Origin of the sequence: Clostridium sp. OM02-18AC, assembly GCF_003481825.1 — a bacterium.
In the GTDB taxonomy this organism is placed as follows: Bacteria; Bacillota; Clostridia; order Lachnospirales; family Lachnospiraceae; genus Brotaphodocola.
The window spans coordinates 1-23,214 of the sequence record NZ_QULW01000021.1; the positions used below are offsets into that span (position 1 = coordinate 1).

A 23,214-nucleotide genomic window follows, 5' to 3' on the forward strand; every position below is an offset into this window, starting at 1 on the left:
ACTACGGAGCTATGCTTCGTAATCAGATGCTCGGTAATTCAATTGCCGATGTAGTTCACTGAACAGGAGACGCAAGATGAAGACACAGAAGAGAGACAGCGGCTTTACACTGGCAGAATTATTAATTGTGGTTGCAATTGTTGGTATTCTTGTAGCAATTTCCATTCCGGTTTTCACTTCACAACTGCATAAAGCGAAGGTTGCAACGGACGAAGCAAACCTCAGAAGTTACTACTCGGTGTTGATGGCAGATTATCAGGCAACTGGGAAATATGATTATGATCCATCCATTACTGATGATATGTGGAAGAACATTTCTGATACGATTAATTACAAAGATGGAACAACAGTAAAACTGAAAGCAGGTCAGTTTTCTGTCATCCGACCATCCGAAATAAAACCTAAGTTTTCAGGATATCAAATTTATTATTTTTGCGATGGGTATTCTCGAACTTTTGGAGCAAAGAATTAAAACATATAAAAGTGGCAGGGATAGGCAACCATAATCCCTGCCATTTTTGCCCACCATGAGAATCATAAAAATAGGGCAATTTAGAATCCCTCTTGCGACTTTACACAGAATCTGTTATGATTGAGAACAGATGTTTGCACACGCCGATATCCTTTTTACTGGTATTTTTGACAAACTTTTATAAGATATAACAATTTTTTACTATTTTATAAGAAGTAAAAAGGATGTTTTTGGCGTTTTATTTTACAAGCTGTTTCCCATATTCTTTTTAGAAACTGAAAAAGGGGAAGAAAAGAAGCAGAAAAGGAGCAGAGGAAAATGAAATTAAAAAATGAGATACGGGTTTATTTTGATATGGATGGCACGATTGCAAAGTGGCGTAATGTTCCAGTTGAGGAAACAAGAAAGCCAGGATATTATGCAGATTTGGAGCCAGAAGTGGAACTGCTGGATTTCATGCGTGATGCAATGAAAGCTGGTGAGAACATTTATATTTTGTCCTCTTACTATACAGACACCAGGGCGCTTCTGGAAAAGAAAAAGTGGCTTGACAAATATCTTCCTGAGATTGATTCTGCGCACTGCCTGTTTGTTCCGTATGGAAAGAATAAAGCGGAGTTCATTGAAGCTATGCTGCATCGGAAACTCAGTACGGCGGATATCCTCATTGATGACCATACGCCGAATCTGCACCGCTGGGAGGAAGCAGGCGGTCTTGGCGTGAAGTGGCTGAACGAGATTAATGGTAATAATGGTCGCTTTGAGGGTGCACGTGTTGGCAGTGCAGAGGAATTAAGAGCGGTTCTGGATGCAGAAATGGAGAAGAAAGCATCTGGGTTTTAAGCTGGAAAAGTTAGAAAGAGACCATACCGCTTTTTTATATTGGATAAAGGTATTTTGTGCCGGAAAAAGTCGTTTTCCGTTTCATATCTATCATGTTAATGAATTGACACTCCCTTGCGGGGGGGGTATAATGTTTAGTATATTTACAATTTCAGAAAGACGGGAACTATATATGACAAATGCCCCCAAAAACAAACACGAGAAAAACATAGCAGTCGACAACGAAATCGTCGTCGTTTCTGATATCATCAATGTACTTGGAGAAGATTTTAGTAATATCTATTGTGTGAGCCGGGATGGTGAAAGTGTAGATATTTACCGATATGAAAATGCCGATGTCGGTGTAAAAGAAGTTTTGCATGAGGAAGAACCATACAAAATTGCGATGCAACGTTATATAGATGCCAATGTGCTGCAGGACGATAAAGAAAAAATGGAAGTTGCCACGAAACTTGACAATGTCTGCCGGCAGCTGCAGCATGCTTCGCAGTTTACGATTCATTACCGTGTAAAACGAAATAATGAAATATCATTTTACCGTATGAAATGTGCCAGAATGGGAGATGCTGACACATTCCAGAGAATTATCTTTGCTTTTGCAAGTGAGGACAAAGATGTCCGGCTGAATGAACTTGGAATCATGATGAAATTCAGTGGAGCAACAGGGAAACGAAAAATCCTGATCGTAGAGGACGATGCGTTAAATCGGGAAATGTTAAGTGCTCTTCTGGAAGACCGTTATGAAATTATCACGGCGCAGAATGGGAAAGAGGGCTATCAGCTGCTGTCGGATCATTATAAGGAATTGTCCCTGGTTTTGCTGGATGTTCAGATGCCTGTCATGAATGGCTTTGAATTTTTAAAGAAAGTAAGGGAAGATGCATTGCTTTCTTCTGTGCCCATCATCGTTATTACGGTAAAGGATGGAATTGATACAGAATTATTGTGCCTGGATATGGGAGCATCTGATTTTATCACGAAACCTTACAATTCCGATATCATCCGGAAAAGAATCCGCAACGTGATCCGCCTGAAGGAATCATCCCTGACGCTGGAGGCAGTAGAACGGGATGAACTCACAGGATTTTATACAGAACAGGCATTTTTACATTATGCGAAACAGATCATGAGTTTCAAGCCAAACAAGAAAATGCAGATCATTGTGGCAAAGATCAAAGATTTTAAGCTGGTGAACAGCATTTACGGGACAAAACGTGCGGATGAATATTTATGCTATCTGGCATCCTGTTACAGTGAAAAATTAGAAGATGGACTGATTGCGCGGAAAGGGAGCACTTCTTTTGTCTGTATGTTTTACGGGGATGAAAAACTGGATCATTTGAAACTGGTCGATACGGCCAATAAGATTGCAGCGAATGCACCCATTCATGGTGTCAAGGTAAAATATGGCATTTATGAAGATGCAGACCATGACCTGCCGATCTCAACGATGTGTGATTATGCGTCACTGGCTATCGAAACCATTATGGAAAGTTATGACTCGGATGTCGCATACTATACGGAAGATGTGGCTTTAAAACGGATCCGTGATCAAATTATGGAAAATAGTTTTGAAAGTGCGATTGAAAACCAGGAGTTTACGGTTTATTACCAGCCGAAAATTGATATCCTCACGGAACAGGTTGTTGCAGCAGAAGCCCTGGTCCGGTGGAAACGACCGGATGACACCATGGTGCCGCCGGGAAGATTTATCCCTATTTATGAAAAAGATGGTCAGATTGAAAAACTGGATGAGTATGTCTTTAAGAAGGTCTGCCAGTTACAGAAAAAAATGATCCATTCACAAAAACCGTTATTATCGATTTCTGTAAATCTTTCCAGGTCCAGTATCCTCCGGGATGGAGTCGCAGAGCAATACATCAATATTGTGAAAGAAAATGAGATTCCGTTTTCCTGTGTTCCACTGGAACTTACAGAATCGGCTGCGATTTATGGGGAACGGCTTCGCAAGACAGCCGGACAGCTGGTAGAATCAGGATTCAAACTGCATATGGACGATTTCGGATCGGGGTATTCCTCCATGATCAGCTTAAACCAGCTGCCGTTTAGTGCTTTAAAGATTGATAAAAGCCTGATCGACCATATCTGTGAAGCAAAGGGGAAGACGTTAGTAGAGCAGGTCATCATGCTTGCGAAATTGCTGAATATGAAGGTCGTTGCGGAAGGAGTAGAAACAAAAGAACAACTGGAGATATTGAAAGAATTGAAATGCGATGAGATTCAGGGCTTTTATTATGCGAAACCAATGCCGGAAGATGAATTTATCGCATATGTACAAAAGAAACGATAAGTTCGAAAATGCCGTTAGAGCCTTATTCTGGCTGCCGGTATGAATGCACATATTGCAAAGCCGATCGGGGTGCAAGAGCTGATACAGGTTCTGTCGGTTTACTTGCAAACAGATGCAAAACAATATTAAGAAAGATCAATAAAAAATGAGAACGCAGTTTTTTATGCGTTCTCATTTTGGCTATATATCCGACAGATTATATATGAAAGAAGACTATGCTTACTTCCAGTTATCTTTCAGGAATTCGACAATATCTGCTGCTTTTGGCGGGCATCCGGTGAGGCTCTTCTCACAGCACTTGGTGCAGCGACCGACACCGATCTTTGCACATCCTTCCGGCATGTTCTGATATCCCTGACCGATGGCAACGGACGGAAGACCGCGGCGCAGGTAACCAGCATCGTTTAAACGGTCCAGAGCGTAGATCAGGGAACCGTAGCAGGCACTGCAGGCATCCTTCGGCTCGGTGTAGGCTGCCAGCTTCTGAACACGGTGAGTCATGCGGAATTTGACTCCGGCCTGATCGGGCTGGTTTAAGTAGATCATGTTCGCATGTGCGGTATCACTGCTTCCAACACCAAGTTTTTCCGCAAGCGGAATGTACGGAACATCCTGGATGGAATAGCCCATGCTGTCGCAGACAAAGGAATCGCAAAGCACCGGATCTTTGAAGCCGAGAACACGGTTCATGACAACCGGGTTTCCGCCCTCCTCGAAGTCCAGATCGCCGCAGATATTATCTACCAGGATAAAGTCGTTGCGGGCGATCGTATTTAAGTGTGCGATCGGCTTATGAAGTCCCATGGTATGAAAATGCCGTTTTTCCTGGTTCGGGATTACACCCTTGTTGTTCTTTAAGGCACAGGTTACGGTAGTCTGGCAGTGACCCTTTAAGACCGGCATATTGATCATGTAATCGACAGCAGCTGCTTTGTCACAGAGTTTGATTTTCATTCCTGCTGCATCGTATTCTTTCCAGGTATCGCGCTGAAGGTCAACAAACGGAACATGGTAACGGTCGCAGACCATGTCATAGCCTGCTGCGCGGAATGCTTCCCCGGTACGGTCTCCAACCCAGGAGCCTTCCATAATGGTAATATTCTCAAAGCCATGCTCCTGCAGATATTCAATGACACCGGCAAGAAGCTCACTGTGGGTGGTCGCGCCACTGGAAGGAGCTTTTGCGGTAACCAGGTTCGGTTTTAAAGCGATCTTTTTCTTTTTATCACCGATGTCCTCTGCAACGTTGGCTGCTTCCATGACTTTTTTTGCCATCTGCTTGTAATTGGTTCCATGTATCAGGATAATGTCATTTTTTTTCATTAGAATTTCCTCTCTTTGCTGAATTTGATTCTCATTTATTATACAGCGCTCGTCGGATTTTGAAAAGAGAAAGTCGAAACATAGAAAGTGTGATCCGGGAATATGTACAGCATGATGTACAGCATATCCAGATCAATCTAGTGGATGATAAGACATTGCGGGCAGCACAGGAAAATCCTGAGAATTACCGGAATATCCTTGTTCGCGTAGCCGGATATATGGCTTATTTTACGGAACTGGATAAGACGGTACAGGATGCGATCATTGCGAGAACTGCGCATCTGGCATCATAGGTGGAACTTCATTTGCATTCCGAAAAGGATCTATATCAGGGATGCTAATACTTGACAAAACACCCGAATCTGCGTATAGTATTATTTGTAAAGAAAATAGAACATAAGTACCGGGGAGCCTGTGGAAACAGGCTGAGAGCTGGCTGTGAGACCGCCAGGACCCGTATACCTGATTTGGATCATGCCAACGTAGGAAGTGACTGTGACTGGATAAAAACAGAAAGTGGAATTGCGTCCCTGCGCGGTTTCACTTTTCTTTTTTTACGGTTCATGAAGGTGTGCCCGGCAACTCTTTTTCTTTGCGGCGGTGCATTGGGGGCACCACCTTGAGCCGCCTAAAAAATATGGATGCATGAGAGGAGTTTCATCATGAAAATGAAAACAGCATTAACGATCGCTGGAAGTGATTCCAGCGGAGGCGCCGGAATCCAGGCTGACTTAAAGACCATGACTGCAAATGGTGTTTATGCCATGAGTGCAATTACTGCGCTGACAGCCCAGAATACGACCGGAGTCCAGGGAATCTTTGAAGTAACACCCGAGTTTTTGAAGCAGCAGATTGACAGTGTCTTTACGGACATCCGCCCGGACGCGGTGAAGATCGGCATGGTTTCCTCTGCAGGCCTCATTCAGGCGATTGCAGAAAAAATGAAAGAATATAAAGCAGAAAATATTGTAGTAGATCCGGTGATGGTGGCAACCAGCGGCGCAAAACTCATTAGTGACGATGCCATCGGAACCTTAAAGGAGTGTCTGTTCCCGCTTGCAACGGTTCTGACACCAAATATTCCGGAAGCAAAGGTGCTTTCCGATATGGATATCACCACGGCAGAGGAAATGATCGAAGCAGCGAAAAAGATCAGTGAGACGTATCACTGCGCCGTTCTTTTAAAGGGCGGTCATCAGTTAAATGATGCGAATGACCTGTTATACCGGGATGGCGGATACCGCTGGTTTAATGGAAAACGGATTGATAACCCGAATACCCATGGCACCGGCTGCACCTTATCCAGCGCCATTGCCTCCAATCTGGCAAAGGGATATGATCTGGATACCGCAGTAGAGCAGGCAAAGGCATACATCTCCGGCGCACTTGCTGCCATGCTGGATCTGGGAGCCGGCTCCGGCCCGATGAATCATGCATTCGAATTTTGCGGCAAAGGCTTTGCCAAGGAGGAAGCATGAGTATGACACCGACCGAGAAGCTTTTAGAGTCTGTAAAAGACATCTGGGCAGGGTACCATAACCATCCGTTTGTGACTGGGATCGGTGATGGTAGCCTGGACCAGAAAAAATTCCGCTATTATATGATACAGGATTATCTGTATCTGATCGATTATACCAGAGTCTTTGCCATTGGTGCGGCCAAGGCAAAGGACTTAACCGTGATGAAGCTGTTTGCAGCCTATACACATAACATTTTAGACGGGGAGATGGACATTCACCGCACTTACATGAAACGGCTCGGCATTACCCAGGAAGAGGCAGAAACCACCCCGGTATCCCTTGATAACCGTTCTTATACCTCCTATATGTTAAGGGCAGCTTATGAAGGGGGAGAAGCAGAGGTTATGGCAGCCATCCTTTCCTGTGCATTAAGCTATGAGGCGATCGCAAAGGAACTTGTGCAGCATAATCCAAATGCGAAGGATCATCCGTTTTACGGAGAGTGGGTATCCGGCTATGCGAGCGATTCCTACCACGAGGAAAATGAGACCCTGATCTGTTTGATGGACCGCCTTGCTGCAGAGTGTACTCCGGCACAGATGGACCATCTGATTGATATTTTTAAAGTCTGCTCCCGTTATGAAATGGCGTTCTGGGACATGGCATGGGAAATGAGGGATTAGGATGCTGGAATTTGATCATGTGTGTTTCCAGTACGATACCGATGCGTATCCGATCATGGACCAGCTGTCCTTTCAGGTACAGGATGGCGAATTTGTCTGTGTGATCGGCGCATCTGGATGTGGAAAAAGTACGATCTTCCGACTGGTTAACAAGCTTCTTTCCCCGGATCAGGGAACCATCCGGGTCAATGGGAATCCGATTGAAACACAAAAAAACTATTGTGGCTATATGCCGCAGCATGACCTTTTGTTTCCGTGGAGAACAGTGAAAGAAAATATTATGCTTCCGCTTGAAATCCAGGGTGGGATTTCGAAAGCAGAAATGGAAAAACGGGCAGAGAAAGCGTTGGTCTCGGTCGGTCTTTCCGACTGGGGAGAGAAAAGTCCGAGAGAACTTTCCGGCGGCATGCGTCAGCGGGCAGCTTTTGCGCGGACCGTTCTGACCGGCTCGGATCTGCTGCTTCTCGATGAGCCATTTTCCGCACTCGACTATCTGACACGCCTTTCCATGCGGGAGTGGCTGTTAAAACAGTGGGAACAGGACCAGAAAACGGTATTATTTATCACCCACGATGTAGAAGAGGCGCTTTTCTTATCCGGCAGGATCCTGGTGGTCGAGGAAACACCGATGACCCACCTGCGCTCCATTGAAGTTCCGGCCGCCTATCCGCGGACCCTGGAGGAACTGGCACGTCCGGAAATCCTTACATTAAAAGAAGAACTGATCCAGATGTTAAGGAGGAACCAGGCGTGAAAAAGAAAATCAGAAACAATTCCAGCCTTCCGGCTATGATCTTAATGTTTCTCCTGCTGTTTTTCTGGCAGGCAGCAGCAATGGGTGTGAATGCGGCTTATATCCTCCCTTCCCCGATCCAGATCCTGGTACGGCTCTGGGAACTTCGGGAACCGCTTTTTACGGCACATTTGCCGGCAACCATGTCTGTGGTAGCGATTGGCCTTGGCATCTCCATTGTGCTTGGCTTAGGTCTTGCTGTTTTGATGGATGCCAATGATACCGCAAGAAGGGCATTGTATCCGCTCATCATCGCGTCACAGACCATCCCAACTACAGCCCTGGCTCCGCTTTTTGTGCTGTGGTTCGGCTATTCCATCTGGGGAAAGGTGCTGGTTACGGTACTCATTACCTTTTTCCCGATCACCATCACCGTGTTTGACGGCTTTCAGTCCGTAAAAACCGAGATGGAAGAGCTGCTCTTTACCTTCGGGGCATCCCCTGTCCAGATCTTCTGGAAGCTGAAAGTACCGGCAGTTTTGCCGTATTTTTTTTCCGCGATCAAGATGGCAGTACCGCTTTCCATCATCGGAGCAGCAATTGGCGAATGGCTTGGGGCGCAGAATGGACTCGGCTACTTCAGCCGCCGTATGATGACGCAGTTAGATGGTGCCGGAGTCTTTGCACCGATTTTGTTATTGTCGGTGGTAGCCATGCTCTTTGTGTGGCTTGTCACACTGTTGGAAAAGCGGATGATCCGCTGGAGAAATGATTTATAGATAAAGAAGAATCCGGCTTTCCAGGATTCAATGCCTGCTGGCACGCATGCGTGAGCAGCAATGAAAAAAGTTATGGACAAATGAACAACGATAGATGACACGAATAATACATAAAAGTGAGGACTTTAACATTATGAAAAAAAGAACTTTGATCGCAACATTTACCGCAGCAGCTATGACCGTCGCAGCTCTTTCCGGCTGCTCAAACAGCGCAAAACCGGCAGAGACCTCTGCACAGGCTGAAACTACCGGCAAAGCAGAAGCAAGCGATGCAGAGACCAAAGAACAGGCTTCTGATGCTGCAAAAGATGAGAAAAAAGATCTCCGCGAAGTGAATGTGGTTCTGGACTGGTATCCGAACGCCATCCATACTTTCCTTTATACCGCGATTGAGCGTGGCTATTACGAGGAAGAGGGACTGGATGTTCAGATCCGTTTCCCGGCTAACGCAAACGATGCACTTTCCATGGTAGCTGCCGGAAAAGCCGAAATCGGCATGTACTACCAGCAGGACCTGATCCAGGCAGTGGCAAACCAGAAGGCATCGATCCGTTCCATCGGAGCCATTGTACAGTCTCCGCTGAACATCATCCTTTCCCTGAAGGATAAAAACATCACCAGCCCGAAAGATATGGTTGGAAAGACCATTGGTTACGGCGGGACCGTATTAAGTGAATCTTTGGTAAAATGCATGATGGAGTATGTGGGTGCGGATGCTTCCGACGTCAATCTGGTCGACGTTGGTTTTGACCTGATGAGCTCCATGACGACCGGCAATGTCGATGCCACGATCGGCTGTCTGGTGAACCACGAGGTTCCGCAGATGGAAGAAGAAGGCTTCGAATTAAACTATTTCCCGGTAAGCGGATATGGAATCCCAAATTACTATGAAGAAGTGTTCCTGACTAACAACAAGCTGCTGGAAGAAGAACCGGAAGTGGTAGAAGGATTCCTCCGTGCATCCAAGAAAGGTTTTGACGATTTCAAGACCGATCCGGATGGCTGCCTTGCGATCTTAATGAACAACCAGAACGAGGCAAACTTCCCGCTGACCCAGAGTGTAGAAGAGCAGTCCTGCAAGACGCTGCTTCCGCTCATGGAAACAGACTCCGCAGAGTTTTTAAGTCAGACCGAAGAATGCTGGCAGGAGAACATCGACTGGATGTTAGAAAACGGACTGATCGACAAAGCAGTGGATGTGTCCGATGTCATGAGCGTCATCGATATCCAATAACCATATTAACATATGACAAGGGCCGTGTGAGTTGCCGAAAGGCAACTCACACGGCCCTATTAAAGTGAATCAAATTGTTATTTAGCTCCCTGGCTAAGCCTGCTGTTCTGGTATTTTCCAGAGAGTGTGACATCTTCTCCGAACCAGTCAGGCGGTGTAAAGCGGTTCGCTTCTTCGATGGAAGAAAACTCTACTTCTGCGAGCATAAGCCCTTCGTATACGCCGGAAAATACATCGAGTTCGATGATGAGACTGGTGCCTTCTATGGGCTTTTTGTAGCGTGTTTTGGTGATGATGATTCCGTCGGCTTTGGAACGCAGGTGTTCGTAGGATTCTTTGGTGAGCGGAAGATTGTATTCTTCCCGTGCCAGGAGACCTTTGGATTTGTAGGTAAGGAAATATGCTTCATTTTCCTTTCGGACCCGTACTACCGGATTGGTACTCAAATATCCCTGTTCCATGGAAATGGATTCCCAGGAATGGTAATCTGAGGGTGGCGCTGAGACTAAAAATTTTCGTTCAATTTCCATAATTTCTCCTTTTTTGTCGAGTTTTGTATCCTTTTTCCTGTATATCTGAAAGTTTATAATTCTTTCCATAAGTATAACGGAAATCGTTGGAAAGATAAAGGGTTTGTGGTATGATAAATAGTAATGAAAAAATAAGCACAAACAAGGGGAGGGGTCAGGTGAATCATACTATGAAGAAAAACGTTGTTCTTCCGATTCTGCTGGCGGGTACTTTTGTGCTGACTGCATGCAGCCAGTCTGAAGCACCGGACGACAGACCGGTACACATTACCATGTGGCATTATTACAATGGAGCGCAGAAGGATCAATTCGATGAGCTGGTTCAGAAGTTCAATGATACTGTCGGACTGGATCAGAAAATTATTGTGGAAACATTCAGCAAAGGCAGTGTCACGGAATTAGAAGATGCAATTACTGCCAGCATGGATGGGAAAACAGGAAGCGATCCATTGCCGAATCTGTGTTCTTCTTATGCGGATACGGCATATAAACTGTATCAAAAAGACCTGCTTGTGGACTACAGACCGTTTTTGACAGACGAGGAATATAACAGTTATGTGTCCGGTTATGTGGAAGAGGGCAATTTCGGTTCGGAATCCTCCATGATGATATTCCCAATTGCAAAGTCAACCGAGGTCCTGACACTCAACAATACTGCCTGGGAGCCATTTGCAAAGGAAACCGGTGCATCCCTGGAAAATCTTTCTACCTGGGAAGGTCTGGCACAGACAGCCAAAAGTTATTATGAATGGACGGATGCGAAAACAGAGGAGCCAAACGACGGGCAGGCATTCTTTGGTCGAGATTCTTTTGCAAACTACATGCTGATCGGAAGTCATCAGCTTGGACATACGATTTATGTAAGTGAAGACGGTGCAATAAAAACCGATGCAGAGAAAGAAACGATGCGCAGACTCTGGGATCATTATTATGTACCTTATATCAGTGGTTATTATCTTGCAGAAGGAAAGTTCCGGAGCGATGACTTAAAGACTGGCCGGATTGCCGCATATGTGGGGTCTACCAGTGGGGCTGCTTATACACCGGAGCAGGTTACCTACGACGATGGTACAACTGAGGACATTACCTGCAGTCAGCTTCCTCTTCCGAATTTTGAGGGAACTGAGGCATGTGCAGTCCAGCAGGGGGCAGGTGTTGTCATGTTCGATGCCGATGAAAAAACAGAAAAAGCTGCCGTGACCTTTTTGAAATGGCTGACTGAGGACGAACAGAATGTATGCTTTTCTGCTGCATCCGGTTATCTTCCTGTGAAAGTAAGTGCCAATAATATGGAAGAAATCAACAATTATTTTAAGGAATCCGGGCAGGAACTGAATCCAAAACTGGAAGCTATGCTCCATACAGCGATTCCTCAGGTACAGCAGTACGAACTGTATACGACAAAACCTTTTGAACATGCGAATGATGCACGAAAGATAATCGATTCGACATTACCTGCACTGGCAAAAGCAAACAGAGAACAGGTACAGGCATTGCTTGCAGAGGGAAGTTCCCTTGCAGATGCAGTAGCACAGTATAGCACGGATGATATGTTTGAAGCGTGGTATGAAGACACAGAAAGCCAGCTGAACCATTTAGCTGATTGAGGTTGAGGCGCATGAAAAATGCAAGATCTATGAAATCCAGGCTTATTGTTCCGTTCTGCCTGATCCTGATATTTCAGACTGTTTTTATGATGATCTTTTTGTCGAATGGCACGGTGGCGAAAAGCCTATATGCAAATGAGATCGATTCCATAGAGAAAGATGTCCAGAACAGCGAACTTTTGCTGGAACGGGAGATGGTCCAGCACTGGCTCAACGATATCCGGACTTCTGTTACGGTTCAGAAAAAGATTCAAATCGTTCTGGAGGAACAAAACCGCCAGCCAGATGATATTCAGACAGACTGGCAGCTGAATGCATCTATTTTAAATGCGATCATGCCGGATGTTTTGGATCTGCTGCACCGAAGCTATGGAAATAGCATTTACGTAATATTAGACGGCCCTTCTTCCGCTCATAACAAGTCAGGGCACAAAGCCGGTGTAGGAGTCACGGATACGGACAGCAGCAGTTTTGCTGCCGACAATTCCGATTTACTTCTTGTAAGGGGAACGGCATCTGTTTCAAAAGATTACAAAATTCCACTCTCCAGAGACTGGCAGATGGATTATGACCTGTCACAGACAGAAGTCTCAGAGTATCCGTTTTATACCCCGTATACCATTGCAAAGAGTGCGAAAATCCTTGAAAGCACAGAGCAGTATGGGTATTTAAGCAGCATTTCCCCTGCACTTCAGACAGATACGGATGGGCTCAGTTATTCCATCCCGCTGGTGCTGGAAGATGGTTCTGTTGTTGGTGTTCTTGGCGGAACCCTGAATAAAACCCAGATTTATGCACTTTTGAAAAATGAACTTTTCCAAAGTGATGCAGATACCATTCAGCTGATTGCGGAAAAAAATACAGATGAAGTCCGGCTGACTCCGGTTCTGGCATACGGCTCGGCCTATAACTGCAGCTTTGGAAACAGGGAAAGCCTTTCTTATGTGGATACAAAATGGAAAGGAATCAAGAAGATCACAGATGAAAAGAACGACAGCTGGTATCTTACTTTCATGAAGCTTCCGATTTATGGAGCGGATTCTCCATACAGCCAGACAGAATGGATGATCGCAGTGCTGCGCAGGCAAAGCGTTATGGAATCGTTTTATCAGAAACTTCTGAACGGACTTTTAAAGGGATGCGCCTTTTCCCTGATTCCGGGAATTCTGTTTGCATTATTATATGGAGAGTATTTCACAAGTCCGATCCGGCGGCTGATCCGCCAGCTGCGTTCTTTCAAGAACGGAAGCCGCATCCGGCTGCAGCGGACATGGATCAGTGAACTGGATGAACTAAGCCGTGCAATCGAGCATTTAAGCGCGGATGTTGCAGAGTCTGCGCTGCGTATTTCGCGTATTCTGGATGCATCCGGAGTTCCGATTGGTGTGTTTGAATACCTCCCGGAGAGCAAACAGGTATTTTGCAGCCGCAGCCTTTTTGAACTTCTTGGTCTTCAGGAAATAGACGAAGAATATACCTATCTGGAATCAGAGGGGTTTGCAAAAATGATGCAGGTTCTTGGAACCGGAATCAAAGAGAGCGAAGATGTCCGTCTTTACCAGATTTCCCGCAATGGAGCGAACCGTTATCTGCGCCTGAAGATTGTAAAAACAGAACATGGAAATGAAACGGGTGTCCTTCTGGACGTATCAGAAGAAGTAGAAAAACAGAGACGCCTGGAACTGGAACGGGATTATGACCAGCTTACGGAACTTTACAACCGCGGAGCGTTCCGTAAGAACACGGAAAGTCTTTTAGACAGTGGAACGTTGTCCTGTGCTGCAATGGTTATGTGGGACCTTGATAATTTAAAGTATGTCAATGATACGTATGGACATGAAATGGGAGACCGTTACATTAAACTCTTTGCAGATCAGTTAAAGCAGCTTGTCGCTTTGGGGGCTATTGTAGAACGCCATTCCGGCGATGAATTTATGGCATTTTTGTGCGGGGAGAATGAAGAACAGATCCGTACGGAAATCCAGAAATTTTTTGCAGCTGCCCGAAATGTGGCTTTGAAAGTAGACGAAGACTACGAACTGCCGCTTCGTGCATCGGCCGGAATTACATGGTATCCGCGTCAGGCAAGAGATTTCTTGACACTGTCACGTTATGCGGACTTTGCCATGTATATGTCGAAACACAGCACAAAAGGGGTTTTGCAGGAATTTGATTTTTCCAGTTATCAGAAAAATGCTTATCTGCTTTCCGGACGAGAGGAACTGAACCAGCTATTGGAGCGTGATGATGTCCCGTTTGCACTTCAGCCAATCTTAAGCCGGGATGGAAGTGTATTTGGATATGAGGCACTGATGCGGCCGAACGGAAAAAATCTGAAAAATATCCAGGAAGCCTTGAATCTGGCAAAAAGCCAGGCAAAATTGCCACAGTTTGAACAACTGACCTGGGTCTGTGCATTAAAATGGTTCCGGGAACATGAAGCAGAATTGCCAAAAGGCAGTCATCTGTTCATCAATTCCATTGCAAACACGGCATTGTCTCAGGAATGTCTGGACAATCTGGTAGAAACTTATCCGGATCTTTTTAAGCGGATTGTGCTTGAGATCACGGAGGGAGAAGCAATCAACAGCGGTGATATGGAATTTAAGATCAGTTCCGTGAACCAGACAGGCGGTATGCTGGCACTGGATGATTTTGGCTCCGGATACAGCAGCGAAGGAACACTTCTGAATCTGGATGTTGATATCGTAAAGCTGGACATGGAACTGGTTCAGGGCATTCATGAAAATCCGGACAAGCAGGAAATGGCAGCAAATCTGATCCACTACTGCAAGGAACGAAAGATTCTGGTGCTTGCAGAGGGGGTAGAGCGGATTGAAGAACTCCATACCATGATGATGCTCGGGGCAGACTTGTTCCAGGGCTATTATCTTGGACGTCCGGAACTGGAAATCCGCCCGGTTAACCCTTATGTGATCCAGAAAATGCGGGCACTTTGTGAATTCTGATAAAATTAGGACTGGTAATTATAAAAAGTCTATGCTATAATGGTGAATTGAAGTGTGGCGCCCTGCCGGGACGGCCATACATAGATGTAAGGAGGAACCCATATTATGAGTTTACAGGTAGAAAAATTAGAAAAAAACATGGCGAAATTAACCGTAGAAGTACCGGCAGAGCAGTTTGAGGCAGCTCTTAAAACTTCCTATAACAAGAATAAAAACAAATTCAACATTCCTGGTTTCCGTAAAGGAAAAGCTCCGCAGGCAATGATCGAGAAAATGTACGGCGTGGGCGTTTTCTATGAGGACGCTGTAGACGAAGCAATCAACGCTTCCTACCCGGATGCTGCAAAAGAGAGCGGTCTTGAGATCGTTTCCAGACCGGAAATCTCCATCGAGCAGGTTGAGAAGGGCAAAGCATTCATCTACGTTGCAACCGTAGCTACCAAGCCGGAAGTTACCCTTGGTGAGTACAAAGGCATCGAAGTAGAGAAAGCAAAACCGGAAGTTACCGACGCTGACGTAGAGGCAGAGTTAAAGAAAGTTCAGGAGCAGAACTCCAGACTGGTAACCGTAGAAGACCGTGCAGTAGCAGATGGTGACCAGACCGTGATCGATTTCGAGGGCTTTGTAGATGGCAAGGCATTTGAGGGCGGCAAGGCAGAGGATTACACCCTGGTGATCGGTTCTCATTCTTTCATCGATACCTTCGAGGATCAGCTGATCGGCAAGAACATCGGTGAGGATGTAGAAGTAAACGTAACTTTCCCGGCTGAGTATCATGCAGCTGAGCTGGCTGGCAAGCCGGCAACTTTCAAGGTTAAGATCAAAGAGATCAAGATGAAAGAGCTTCCGGAGCTGAACGATGAGTTCGCAAGCGAAGTTTCTGAGTTCGAGACTCTCGACGCATACAAAGAGGATGTTAAGAACAAACTGGCTGAGACCAAGCAGGCACAGGCTACCGCTGAGAACGAGAACAACGTAGTACAGAAAGTTGTTGACAACGCTCAGATGGATATCCCGGCACCGATGGTTGACGAGCAGGTTCGCAACATGATCGAGGACTATGCACGCAGACTGCAGAGCCAGGGCATCAGCTTTGACCAGTATCTGCAGTTCACCGGCAGCACCATCGAGCAGCTCCAGGAGCAGATGCGTCCGCAGGCTGAGTTAAGACTGCGCACCCGTCTGGTACTCGAGGCTGTTGTAGCAGCTGAGAAGATCGAGCCGTCTGACGAGTTAGTAGAGGCTGAGATCAAGAAGATGTCTGAGAACTACAAGATGGACGTTGAGCAGATCAAGAACATTATGGGTGAGGCTGGAATGGCTCAGATGAAGGCTGATATGGCTGTTCAGGAGGCAGTAGATTTCCTGGTAGCTGAGGCTAAGTTAGTATAATATCTTCCAGAAAAGGAAATAGTATGATTATGACTAGGTGCAGATTTCGGGCCAGACCTGGAGTCTGCACCTATCATTGCAAAAGACAGGAAACCGTGAAGGTTGTCACTGGTACTTCCTGTGATGCAAGGAATGCAAGAAAAAACAGGAGGATTTGACGATGGCATTGGTACCTTATGTAATTGAACAGACCAGCAGAGGAGAACGCTCCTACGATATTTATTCCCGATTATTAAAAGAGAGAATTATTTTCCTTGGAGAAGAGGTGACCGACGTTTCAGCAAGTCTGATCGTCGCACAGCTTCTGTTCCTGGAGTCTGAGGATCCGGGCAAGGATATTAACTTATATATTAACAGCCCGGGAGGTTCCGTAACAGCTGGTATGGCGATCTACGATACCATGAATTACATCAAATGTGATGTATCTACGGTCTGCATCGGTATGGCAGCAAGTATGGGTGCATTTCTTCTGGCAGGCGGCGCAAAGGGAAAACGTTTCGCGCTTCCGAATGCAGAGGTGATGATCCATCAGCCATCCGGCGGTGCACAGGGTCAGGCAACGGAAATTCAGATTGTTGCAGAGAAAATCCTGCAGACCAAAAAGAAATTAAATGAGATTCTTGCAGCAAATACCGGTCAGCCGTATGAGGTCATCTGCCGCGACACAGAGCGTGACAACTATATGACTGCCGAAGAAGCGTTAAAATACGGCCTGATCGACCAGGTGATCGCAAAACACTAAAGCGGCTGTCTGACATGCAGGAATTGTTACAACCAGGAAAGGACAAGGTGTTATTTTATGCCGACAAGAACAGATGACAGGGTCAGATGCTCTTTCTGCGGAAAGACCCAGGATCAGGTAAGAAAACTGATTGCCGGTTCCAACAATGTATTTATCTGTGATGAATGTATCGAACTTTGCGGGGAAATCCTTGCAGAGGAATTGGATGAAAATGAAGAGGAAGTGGAACCTGTTTCACCTTTGGCAGGCATCAACCTGTTAAAACCGAAGGAGATCAAAGCATTCTTAGATGAGTATGTCATTGGGCAGGATGCAGCGAAAAAAGTGCTGTCTGTTGCAGTGTATAATCATTACAAACGGATTACTTCCGGCGCAGGAAGCGATGTCGATGTGCAGAAAAGCAATATTCTGATGCTGGGCCCGACTGGTTCTGGTAAAACCTATCTCGCACAGACACTTGCAAAGGTTTTAAATGTTCCATTTGCCATTGCAGATGCCACTGCTCTGACAGAAGCCGGTTATGTGGGTGAGGATGTAGAGAATATCCTTTTAAAGCTGATCCAGGCTGCAGATTATGATATCAGCAGGGCAGAATACGGGATCATTTACGTGGATGAGATCGATAAGATCACAAAGAAGTCCGAGAACGTTTCCATCACACGTGACGTATCCGGTGAGGGTGTCCAGCAGGCACTCTTAAAGATTCTGGAGGGTACCGTAGCAAGTGTACCGCCGCAGGGTGGAAGAAAACATCCGCATCAGGAACTGATCCAGATCGATACCACCAACATTCTGTTTATCTGCGGAGGTGCTTTTGACGGTCTGGAGAAGATCATTGAGAGCAGACTCAGCGCCGGCTCCATTGGATTTAATGCGGAAGTAGTCGATAAAAATAAAACAGATATCGATGAGCTTTTACGTCAGGTAGAGCCGCACGATTTGGTAAAATTCGGACTGATCCCGGAGTTTATTGGCCGTGTGCCGGTAACAGTTTCCCTAGATCTTCTGGATGAAGAGGCACTGACCCGCATCCTGACCGAGCCGAAGAACGCACTGACCAAGCAGTACCAGAAATTATTCGAACTGGACGGCGTAAAACTGGAGTTTACCCCGGAGGCTGTTGCTGAGGTTGCAAAACTTGCAGTCGCAAGAAAAACAGGCGCCAGAGGACTGCGTTCCATTTTGGAATCTGTGATGATGGATCTGATGTATGAGATTCCATCTGACAATAATATTGGCATCTGTACCATTACAAAAGATGTTGTAGACAAAACAGGAGAGCCGGAGCTGGTATACCGCGAAACGGCTGTGCCGCGCAAGACCCTCTCCCAGAGACTGAAGAAAGAAAAGTCCGACGAAATTGCTTAACTGTCATAAGCCGGATCGTAAAAAGGAGAATGGGAGCTTATGGCTCCCATTTTCTGCTTTTAAATCTTTTTAGGAGGAACCTGATGGAAGATACAAAAATTATAACAATGCCGGTGATTGCGCTTCGCGGTCTTACCATGCTTCCGGAAATGACCATCAGCTTCGATATCAGCCGCAAAAAATCGATTGCTGCAGTGGAAAAGGCTATGGTCAGTGACCAGCGCGTTTGTCTGGTTGCACAGAAAGATCCGGAAATTCAGGATCCGACATTGGAACAGCTTTGCCACATTGGTACCGCTTCTTACATAAAACAACTGGTGAAAATGCCAGGCGGAATTGTCCGTGTCATGGCCGAAGGACAGGAACGTGCAGAACTTCTGGATTTAGACAGTACGGAACCTGCCCTGATCGGTGAAATTTTGCTTACCGAAGAACAGGAATCGGATGTTGACGCAGCTGCTGCAGAAGCTATGTCCCGTATTTTAAAAGAAAAGCTGGAGTCCTATGGCCGTCAGCATCCCAAATTCAGCAAAGAGATCTTGCCGAATATGCTGCTTTGCGAAGACCTGGAAAGTCTGATGCTGCAGATGGCGAGCGAACTTCCCTGGGATTATAAGATCCGCCAGAATTATCTGGAGGAGACAACCCTGGCAGGACAGTATGAAGTGCTTTTATCAAACCTGATCCATGAAATCGAGGTATCCCAGATTCACCGCGAACTGCAGGAAAAGGTCAAAGAAAATATTGACAAAAACCAGAAAGATTATATTCTGAGAGAGCAGATGAAGGTCATACGGGAAGAACTCGGTGAGGACCTGATGTCTGATGCAGACGAATATGAAAAACAGCTGGCCGCCCTGAAAGCAGACAAAGAGGTGAAAGAAAAAATCCAGAAGGAAATCGACCGATTGAAAGGCATGCCCGGCGGCGGACAGGAAAGCAATGTGATTCGCACTTATATCGAGACCGTTCTGGAACTCCCGTGGAATAAAACATCCAAAGACAATAATGACTTAAAACACGCGAAAGAGATCCTCGAGGAAGATCATTATGGTCTGGAACAAGTGAAAGAACGCGTGCTGGAGTATCTGGCAGTTCGTGTCCTGTCAAAGAAAGGCAATAGTCCGATCATTTGTCTGGTGGGACCTCCGGGAACCGGTAAAACCTCCATTGCCCGCTCGGTTGCCCGTGCTTTAAACAAAAAGTACGTGCGCATCAGTCTGGGTGGTGTTCACGATGAAGCTGAGATCCGCGGTCACCGGAAAACCTATGTCGGCGCTATGCCAGGCCGCCTGGTCGACGGACTGCGTCAGGCAGGCGTAGCCAATCCACTGATGCTTTTGGATGAGATCGATAAAGTCAGCAGCGACTATAAAGGCGATACCTCATCTGCACTGCTGGAAGTACTGGACGGCGAACAGAATGTAAAGTTCCGTGACCATTATGTAGAGCTTCCAATCGATCTGTCGAATGTTTTATTCATTGCAACAGCGAATACGACCCAGACCATTCCGGGACCGCTCCTGGACCGTATGGAAGTTATTGAGGTTAACAGTTATACGGAAAATGAAAAGTTCCATATTGCGCGCGATTATCTGGTGGAAAAGCAGCGGGAGCGCTGTGGTCTGAAGAAGGATCAGATTGTCATTTCCGATTCTGCTCTGAAAAAGATCATCCACAATTACACACGCGAAGCCGGTGTGCGTAATCTGGAGCGCCGCATCGGAGAAATCTGCCGCAAATCCGCAAGAGAGTATCTGGAGCACAAAAAAGAGCATATTCGTGTCACAGAGTCTAACCTGGAAAAGTATCTCGGTAAGGAGAAAATTACCTTTGAGGATGCGAATGAAGAAGATCAGGTTGGCATTGTCCGCGGTCTCGCCTGGACCAGTGTGGGTGGTGACACCCTGCAGATTGAGGTCAATGTAATGCCTGGTAAGGGTGAATTGAAATTGACCGGACAGATGGGAGATGTTATGAAAGAATCTGCCATGACGGCTTTGACGTATGTCCGTTCCATCTGCCCGCAGTATGATGTGCCGGACGATTATTTTGCAAAGCATGATATTCATATCCACATTCCGGAAGGCGCTGTGCCGAAAGACGGTCCATCGGCCGGAATCACCATGGCGACTGCCATGTTCTCTGCTGTAGTAAACCGCAAGGTGCTGGCAAAAGTGGCTATGACAGGGGAAATTACCCTGCGCGGACGCGTACTTCCGATCGGTGGACTCAAGGAGAAGATTCTTGCCGCCAAGATGGCTCATATGGAGACGGTTCTGGTCCCAGAGAAAAACCGTGCCGACATTGCAGAATTATCGAAGGAAATTACCAGGGGACTGAATATCCTTTATATGAAGACTATGGATGATGTGCTGGCTGCAGCACTTGCATAACGGTAAAGTGAGGAAGAACGATGATTATTAAAAAAGCGGAACTGGAGACAGTCTGTGGCATTACCAGCACGCTGCCGGAAAATATTCTGCCGGAATTTGCTTTTGCAGGGAAGTCCAATGTAGGAAAATCTTCCCTGATCAATGGTCTGTTAAACCGCCGGGCCCTCGCGAGGACTTCCTCACAGCCTGGCAAGACCCAGACGATCAATTTTTATAATGTCAATGACAACCTGTATTTTGTCGATCTGCCGGGCTATGGTTACGCAAAGGTATCTGTTGAGGTAAAGGCCAAATGGGGCAAGATGATCGAACGGTATTTAAAGAAATCGAAAATGCTCAAATGCATTTTCCTTCTGATCGACATCCGGCACGATCCGTCTGCCAATGATAAGATGATGTACGACTGGATCGTTTCCAATGGGTATAAGCCGGTTATCGTTGCGACGAAGCTCGACAAATTAAAACGCAGCCAGATTCAGAAGCATGTGAAGATGGTGCGCGAGGGACTGGGGCTCGCCAAAGAAGATATCCTGATCCCGTTCTCTGCGGAGACCAAACAGGGGCGGGATGAGATCTGGGCACTGATCGATTCTTTACAGAATCCTGTTTCTGAAAGTGAAAACAGTTCCTTCAATACATTGCCGGACACCGGGGATGATCCTGATCCCAAATAGGATTTTACAAAAATTTCACTTGTATGTTTTTCAAATGTGTGATACCTTTTAGCTAATCCGTACAGGAGAAAAATAGCTGCTATTTACAAAAAAGGGTGAACGGCAGCGTTAAGGAGGATCTGTTATATGTCTCAGGAATACATTACATTTACTATCGGCAGCAAAAAGAACATTGCACTGATCGCTCATGATAACGAAAAGCCAAAACTGATCGCATGGTGCAAAGAACATAAAGGAGAGCTGGAAAAGCATAATCTGTATGGAACCGGCACAACTGCCCGCATGATCACGGATCAGACTGGACTTACCGTTAAGGGATACAACAGCGGTCCACTGGGGGGTGATCAGCAGATTGGCGCAAAGATCGTAGAAGGCGTGATCGATTTTGTCGTATTCTTTTCCGATCCGTTAACAGCCCAGCCTCATGACCCGGATGTGAAAGCCCTGATGCGAATCGCACAGGTCTATGATATTCCTATGGCGGTTAACAAAGCCACTGCGGATTTCATGATCACATCCTGCTTTATGAATAGCGATTACCAGCATGAGGTAATCAATTTTAAGCGCAATATCGAAGAGCGTGCAGAAACATTATAATGGGTATAAGAGAAGAGACCGGTGGCAAACCCGGTCTCCTGTTTTTAGAGGGAGGAAAGAAATCCATGAAAGTAGTAGATATGCATTGTGACACCATCTCGGAACTTTTTCAGGCCAGGGAGCGGGGAGAAACAGGATCCATTCTGGATAACCATTTTCATATTGATTTAAATAAGATGGAACAAGGAGACTATTTTCTGCAGAATTTTGCGATGTTTGTACATCTCGGAAGAGAACAGGATCCGTTTCATTATGCAATGAAGCTGGTGGATCTGTTTTATACGGAACTGGAGCAGTATGCAGATCAGATCCGTATCGTAAAAAGCTGGAAGGATATCGAAGAAAACCGGCATCAGGGCAGAATGTCAGCCATGCTGACACTGGAAGAGGGGGGCATCTGCAAAGGCGATCTGGCATGCCTGCGTGATTTTTACCGTCTGGGAGCCAGAATGATGACGATTACCTGGAATTTTCCAAATGAGCTTGGTTTCCCAAATGGAAAGGATGAGAGCGTCTCTCCGGCCAGGGCAGTTCCTGACACGGAGCATGGACTGACAGAAACCGGGATTGCTTTTCTGGAAGAAATGGAACGCCTCGGAATGATCATAGATATTTCGCATCTGAATGATGCAGGAATCTGGGACGTCTTCCGTTATACAAAAAAACCGTTTGTAGCAAGTCATTCCAACGCGCGGGCACTGGCACATCATCCGAGAAACTTAACCGATGAAATGATCCGGGCACTGGCAGAACGCGGAGGGGTGGCTGGTATTAACTATTATGCCCCATTTTTAAAAGACAGGGAAGACCAGTTCACGGGCTCTGGAGAGACAGTTTCTCAATATACACAAAAAAAGCCGCTGCACGGTCTGTGTAGCGACATGGTAGCGCATATGAAACATATGAAGCAGATCGGAGGCATCGGCTGCATTGGACTTGGCTCCGATTTTGACGGAATCAATACCATGACCGAGATGAAAGATGCTTCCGGCATGCAGCTTCTGGCAGATGAAATGAGCAGGGAAGGATTTACTACCGGGGAAATCGAGGCAGTATTTCACGATAACGTCCTGCGCGTTTACAAAGAACTTCTGTAACGGT

19 protein-coding genes, 1 pseudogene and 1 riboswitch are annotated in these 23,214 nt (G+C 46.1%); of the genes and pseudogenes, 18 read left to right on the forward strand and 2 right to left on the reverse strand.

Annotation, left to right across the window (positions count from 1 at the left end):
* Nucleotides 1–76 precede the first annotated feature (76 nt).
* The 3 genes from DXB18_RS13595 (at nucleotide 77) to DXB18_RS13605 (ending at nucleotide 3,626) form a co-directional block, all read left to right on the forward strand.
* The gene (locus tag DXB18_RS13595) at nucleotides 77–472 is read left to right on the forward strand and encodes a type II secretion system protein (protein ID WP_118708382.1); all 396 of its coding nucleotides are present in this window, start codon (nucleotides 77–79) and stop codon (nucleotides 470–472) included.
* Between the two features lie 318 nt (nucleotides 473–790).
* On the forward strand, nucleotides 791–1,315 hold the full coding sequence (locus DXB18_RS13600) for a hypothetical protein (RefSeq protein ID WP_118708384.1): 525 nt from the start codon (nucleotides 791–793) through the stop codon (nucleotides 1,313–1,315).
* A gap of 130 nt (nucleotides 1,316–1,445) precedes the next feature.
* The gene (locus tag DXB18_RS13605; RefSeq protein WP_243103487.1) at nucleotides 1,446–3,626 is read left to right on the forward strand and encodes an EAL domain-containing protein; all 2,181 of its coding nucleotides are present in this window, start codon (nucleotides 1,446–1,448) and stop codon (nucleotides 3,624–3,626) included.
* Between the two features lie 219 nt (nucleotides 3,627–3,845).
* Here DXB18_RS13605 and DXB18_RS13610 read toward each other — a convergent pair whose 3' ends face one another.
* On the reverse strand, nucleotides 3,846–4,949 hold the full coding sequence (locus DXB18_RS13610; RefSeq protein ID WP_118708386.1) for a DUF362 domain-containing protein: 1,104 nt from the start codon (nucleotides 4,947–4,949) through the stop codon (nucleotides 3,846–3,848).
* A gap of 59 nt (nucleotides 4,950–5,008) precedes the next feature.
* Here DXB18_RS13610 and DXB18_RS13615 point away from each other — a divergent pair, with 59 nt between their 5' ends.
* From DXB18_RS13615 to DXB18_RS13640, 6 genes are all read left to right on the forward strand, one after another.
* Entirely contained in the window at nucleotides 5,009–5,242 is a 234-nt protein-coding gene (locus DXB18_RS13615; protein WP_243103490.1) for a glycine radical domain-containing protein, read from the forward strand.
* Nucleotides 5,243–5,343: 101 nt separating this feature from the next.
* Nucleotides 5,344–5,455, forward strand: a riboswitch (TPP riboswitch).
* A 162-nt stretch (nucleotides 5,456–5,617) separates the two neighbouring features.
* Nucleotides 5,618–6,427 (forward strand): bifunctional hydroxymethylpyrimidine kinase/phosphomethylpyrimidine kinase, encoded by an 810-nt coding sequence (gene thiD, locus DXB18_RS13620; protein ID WP_118540709.1) that lies wholly within the window; start codon nucleotides 5,618–5,620, stop codon nucleotides 6,425–6,427.
* Nucleotides 6,424–7,092 (forward strand): thiaminase II, encoded by a 669-nt coding sequence (tenA, locus tag DXB18_RS13625; RefSeq protein WP_347560898.1) that lies wholly within the window; start codon nucleotides 6,424–6,426, stop codon nucleotides 7,090–7,092. Before thiD ends, tenA begins: the two co-directional genes overlap by 4 nt.
* A gap of 1 nt (nucleotide 7,093) precedes the next feature.
* Complete coding sequence (locus DXB18_RS13630; protein WP_118540652.1) at nucleotides 7,094–7,846, forward strand: ABC transporter ATP-binding protein; 753 nt, start codon at nucleotides 7,094–7,096, stop codon at nucleotides 7,844–7,846.
* Nucleotides 7,847–7,881: 35 nt separating this feature from the next.
* Entirely contained in the window at nucleotides 7,882–8,604 is a 723-nt protein-coding gene (locus DXB18_RS13635; protein ID WP_118540708.1) for an ABC transporter permease, read from the forward strand.
* Nucleotides 8,605–8,737: 133 nt separating this feature from the next.
* Nucleotides 8,738–9,838 carry an ABC transporter substrate-binding protein gene (locus DXB18_RS13640; protein WP_243103495.1) on the forward strand — a complete coding sequence of 367 codons (1,101 nt, stop codon included), beginning with the start codon at nucleotides 8,738–8,740 and terminating at the stop codon, nucleotides 9,836–9,838.
* 77 nt (nucleotides 9,839–9,915) lie between these two features.
* On the opposite strand, the gene DXB18_RS13645 is transcribed toward DXB18_RS13640, so the two are convergent.
* Nucleotides 9,916–10,368 carry a CYTH domain-containing protein gene (locus DXB18_RS13645; RefSeq protein WP_118540650.1) on the reverse strand — a complete coding sequence of 151 codons (453 nt, stop codon included), beginning with the start codon at nucleotides 10,366–10,368 and terminating at the stop codon, nucleotides 9,916–9,918.
* 170 nt (nucleotides 10,369–10,538) lie between these two features.
* Here DXB18_RS13645 and DXB18_RS13650 point away from each other — a divergent pair, with 170 nt between their 5' ends.
* The 9 genes and pseudogenes from DXB18_RS13650 (at nucleotide 10,539) to DXB18_RS13690 (ending at nucleotide 23,210) form a co-directional block, all read left to right on the forward strand.
* A complete protein-coding gene (locus DXB18_RS13650; protein WP_182430584.1) occupies nucleotides 10,539–11,975 on the forward strand; it encodes an extracellular solute-binding protein in 1,437 nt (478 codons plus the stop codon).
* An 11-nt stretch (nucleotides 11,976–11,986) separates the two neighbouring features.
* Complete coding sequence (locus DXB18_RS13655) at nucleotides 11,987–14,944, forward strand: bifunctional diguanylate cyclase/phosphodiesterase (RefSeq protein ID WP_118708394.1); 2,958 nt, start codon at nucleotides 11,987–11,989, stop codon at nucleotides 14,942–14,944.
* Nucleotides 14,945–15,049: 105 nt separating this feature from the next.
* On the forward strand, nucleotides 15,050–16,336 hold the full coding sequence (gene tig / locus DXB18_RS13660; protein WP_118540644.1) for a trigger factor: 1,287 nt from the start codon (nucleotides 15,050–15,052) through the stop codon (nucleotides 16,334–16,336).
* Nucleotides 16,337–16,487: 151 nt separating this feature from the next.
* Nucleotides 16,488–17,078 (forward strand): annotated as a pseudogene (gene clpP / locus DXB18_RS13665) (ATP-dependent Clp endopeptidase proteolytic subunit ClpP); the annotation flags it as partial.
* Nucleotides 17,079–17,135: 57 nt separating this feature from the next.
* Nucleotides 17,136–18,446: an ATP-dependent Clp protease ATP-binding subunit ClpX gene (gene clpX, locus DXB18_RS13670; RefSeq protein ID WP_118540642.1), complete on the forward strand. Its 1,311-nt coding sequence runs from the start codon at nucleotides 17,136–17,138 to the stop codon at nucleotides 18,444–18,446.
* Nucleotides 18,447–18,529: 83 nt separating this feature from the next.
* Nucleotides 18,530–20,842, forward strand: coding sequence for an endopeptidase La (gene lon / locus DXB18_RS13675; RefSeq protein ID WP_118540640.1), 2,313 nt, complete (start codon nucleotides 18,530–18,532; stop codon nucleotides 20,840–20,842).
* Between the two features lie 20 nt (nucleotides 20,843–20,862).
* Nucleotides 20,863–21,516 (forward strand): ribosome biogenesis GTP-binding protein YihA/YsxC, encoded by a 654-nt coding sequence (gene yihA / locus DXB18_RS13680; protein ID WP_118708396.1) that lies wholly within the window; start codon nucleotides 20,863–20,865, stop codon nucleotides 21,514–21,516.
* Between the two features lie 126 nt (nucleotides 21,517–21,642).
* On the forward strand, nucleotides 21,643–22,113 hold the full coding sequence (locus tag DXB18_RS13685) for a methylglyoxal synthase (RefSeq protein ID WP_182430585.1): 471 nt from the start codon (nucleotides 21,643–21,645) through the stop codon (nucleotides 22,111–22,113).
* Between the two features lie 65 nt (nucleotides 22,114–22,178).
* A complete protein-coding gene (locus DXB18_RS13690; protein WP_118540704.1) occupies nucleotides 22,179–23,210 on the forward strand; it encodes a dipeptidase in 1,032 nt (343 codons plus the stop codon).
* The last annotated feature ends 4 nt before the right edge of the window (nucleotides 23,211–23,214 follow it).

Excerpts from the sequence above, each read along its gene's own strand:
- DXB18_RS13610 (WP_118708386.1), bottom strand. The coding sequence starts at position 4,949 with ATGAAAAAAAATGACATTATCCTGATACATGGAACCAATTACAAGCAG.
- DXB18_RS13640 (WP_243103495.1), top strand. The coding sequence starts at position 8,738 with ATGAAAAAAAGAACTTTGATCGCAACATTTACCGCAGCAGCTATGACC.
- DXB18_RS13630 (WP_118540652.1), top strand. The coding sequence starts at position 7,094 with ATGCTGGAATTTGATCATGTGTGTTTCCAGTACGATACCGATGCGTAT.
- clpX (WP_118540642.1), top strand. The coding sequence starts at position 17,136 with ATGCCGACAAGAACAGATGACAGGGTCAGATGCTCTTTCTGCGGAAAG.
- DXB18_RS13635 (WP_118540708.1), top strand. The coding sequence starts at position 7,882 with ATGATCTTAATGTTTCTCCTGCTGTTTTTCTGGCAGGCAGCAGCAATG.
- DXB18_RS13605 (WP_243103487.1), top strand. The coding sequence starts at position 1,446 with ATGTTTAGTATATTTACAATTTCAGAAAGACGGGAACTATATATGACA.
- DXB18_RS13690 (WP_118540704.1), top strand. The coding sequence starts at position 22,179 with ATGAAAGTAGTAGATATGCATTGTGACACCATCTCGGAACTTTTTCAG.
- DXB18_RS13595 (WP_118708382.1), top strand. The coding sequence starts at position 77 with ATGAAGACACAGAAGAGAGACAGCGGCTTTACACTGGCAGAATTATTA.
- tig (WP_118540644.1), top strand. The coding sequence starts at position 15,050 with ATGAGTTTACAGGTAGAAAAATTAGAAAAAAACATGGCGAAATTAACC.
- yihA (WP_118708396.1), top strand. The coding sequence starts at position 20,863 with ATGATTATTAAAAAAGCGGAACTGGAGACAGTCTGTGGCATTACCAGC.
- DXB18_RS13685 (WP_182430585.1), top strand. The coding sequence starts at position 21,643 with ATGTCTCAGGAATACATTACATTTACTATCGGCAGCAAAAAGAACATT.
- DXB18_RS13600 (WP_118708384.1), top strand. The coding sequence starts at position 791 with ATGAAATTAAAAAATGAGATACGGGTTTATTTTGATATGGATGGCACG.
- DXB18_RS13650 (WP_182430584.1), top strand. The coding sequence starts at position 10,539 with ATGAAGAAAAACGTTGTTCTTCCGATTCTGCTGGCGGGTACTTTTGTG.
- DXB18_RS13655 (WP_118708394.1), top strand. The coding sequence starts at position 11,987 with ATGAAAAATGCAAGATCTATGAAATCCAGGCTTATTGTTCCGTTCTGC.
- thiD (WP_118540709.1), top strand. The coding sequence starts at position 5,618 with ATGAAAACAGCATTAACGATCGCTGGAAGTGATTCCAGCGGAGGCGCC.
- DXB18_RS13645 (WP_118540650.1), bottom strand. The coding sequence starts at position 10,368 with ATGGAAATTGAACGAAAATTTTTAGTCTCAGCGCCACCCTCAGATTAC.
- lon (WP_118540640.1), top strand. The coding sequence starts at position 18,530 with ATGGAAGATACAAAAATTATAACAATGCCGGTGATTGCGCTTCGCGGT.
- tenA (WP_347560898.1), top strand. The coding sequence starts at position 6,424 with ATGAGTATGACACCGACCGAGAAGCTTTTAGAGTCTGTAAAAGACATC.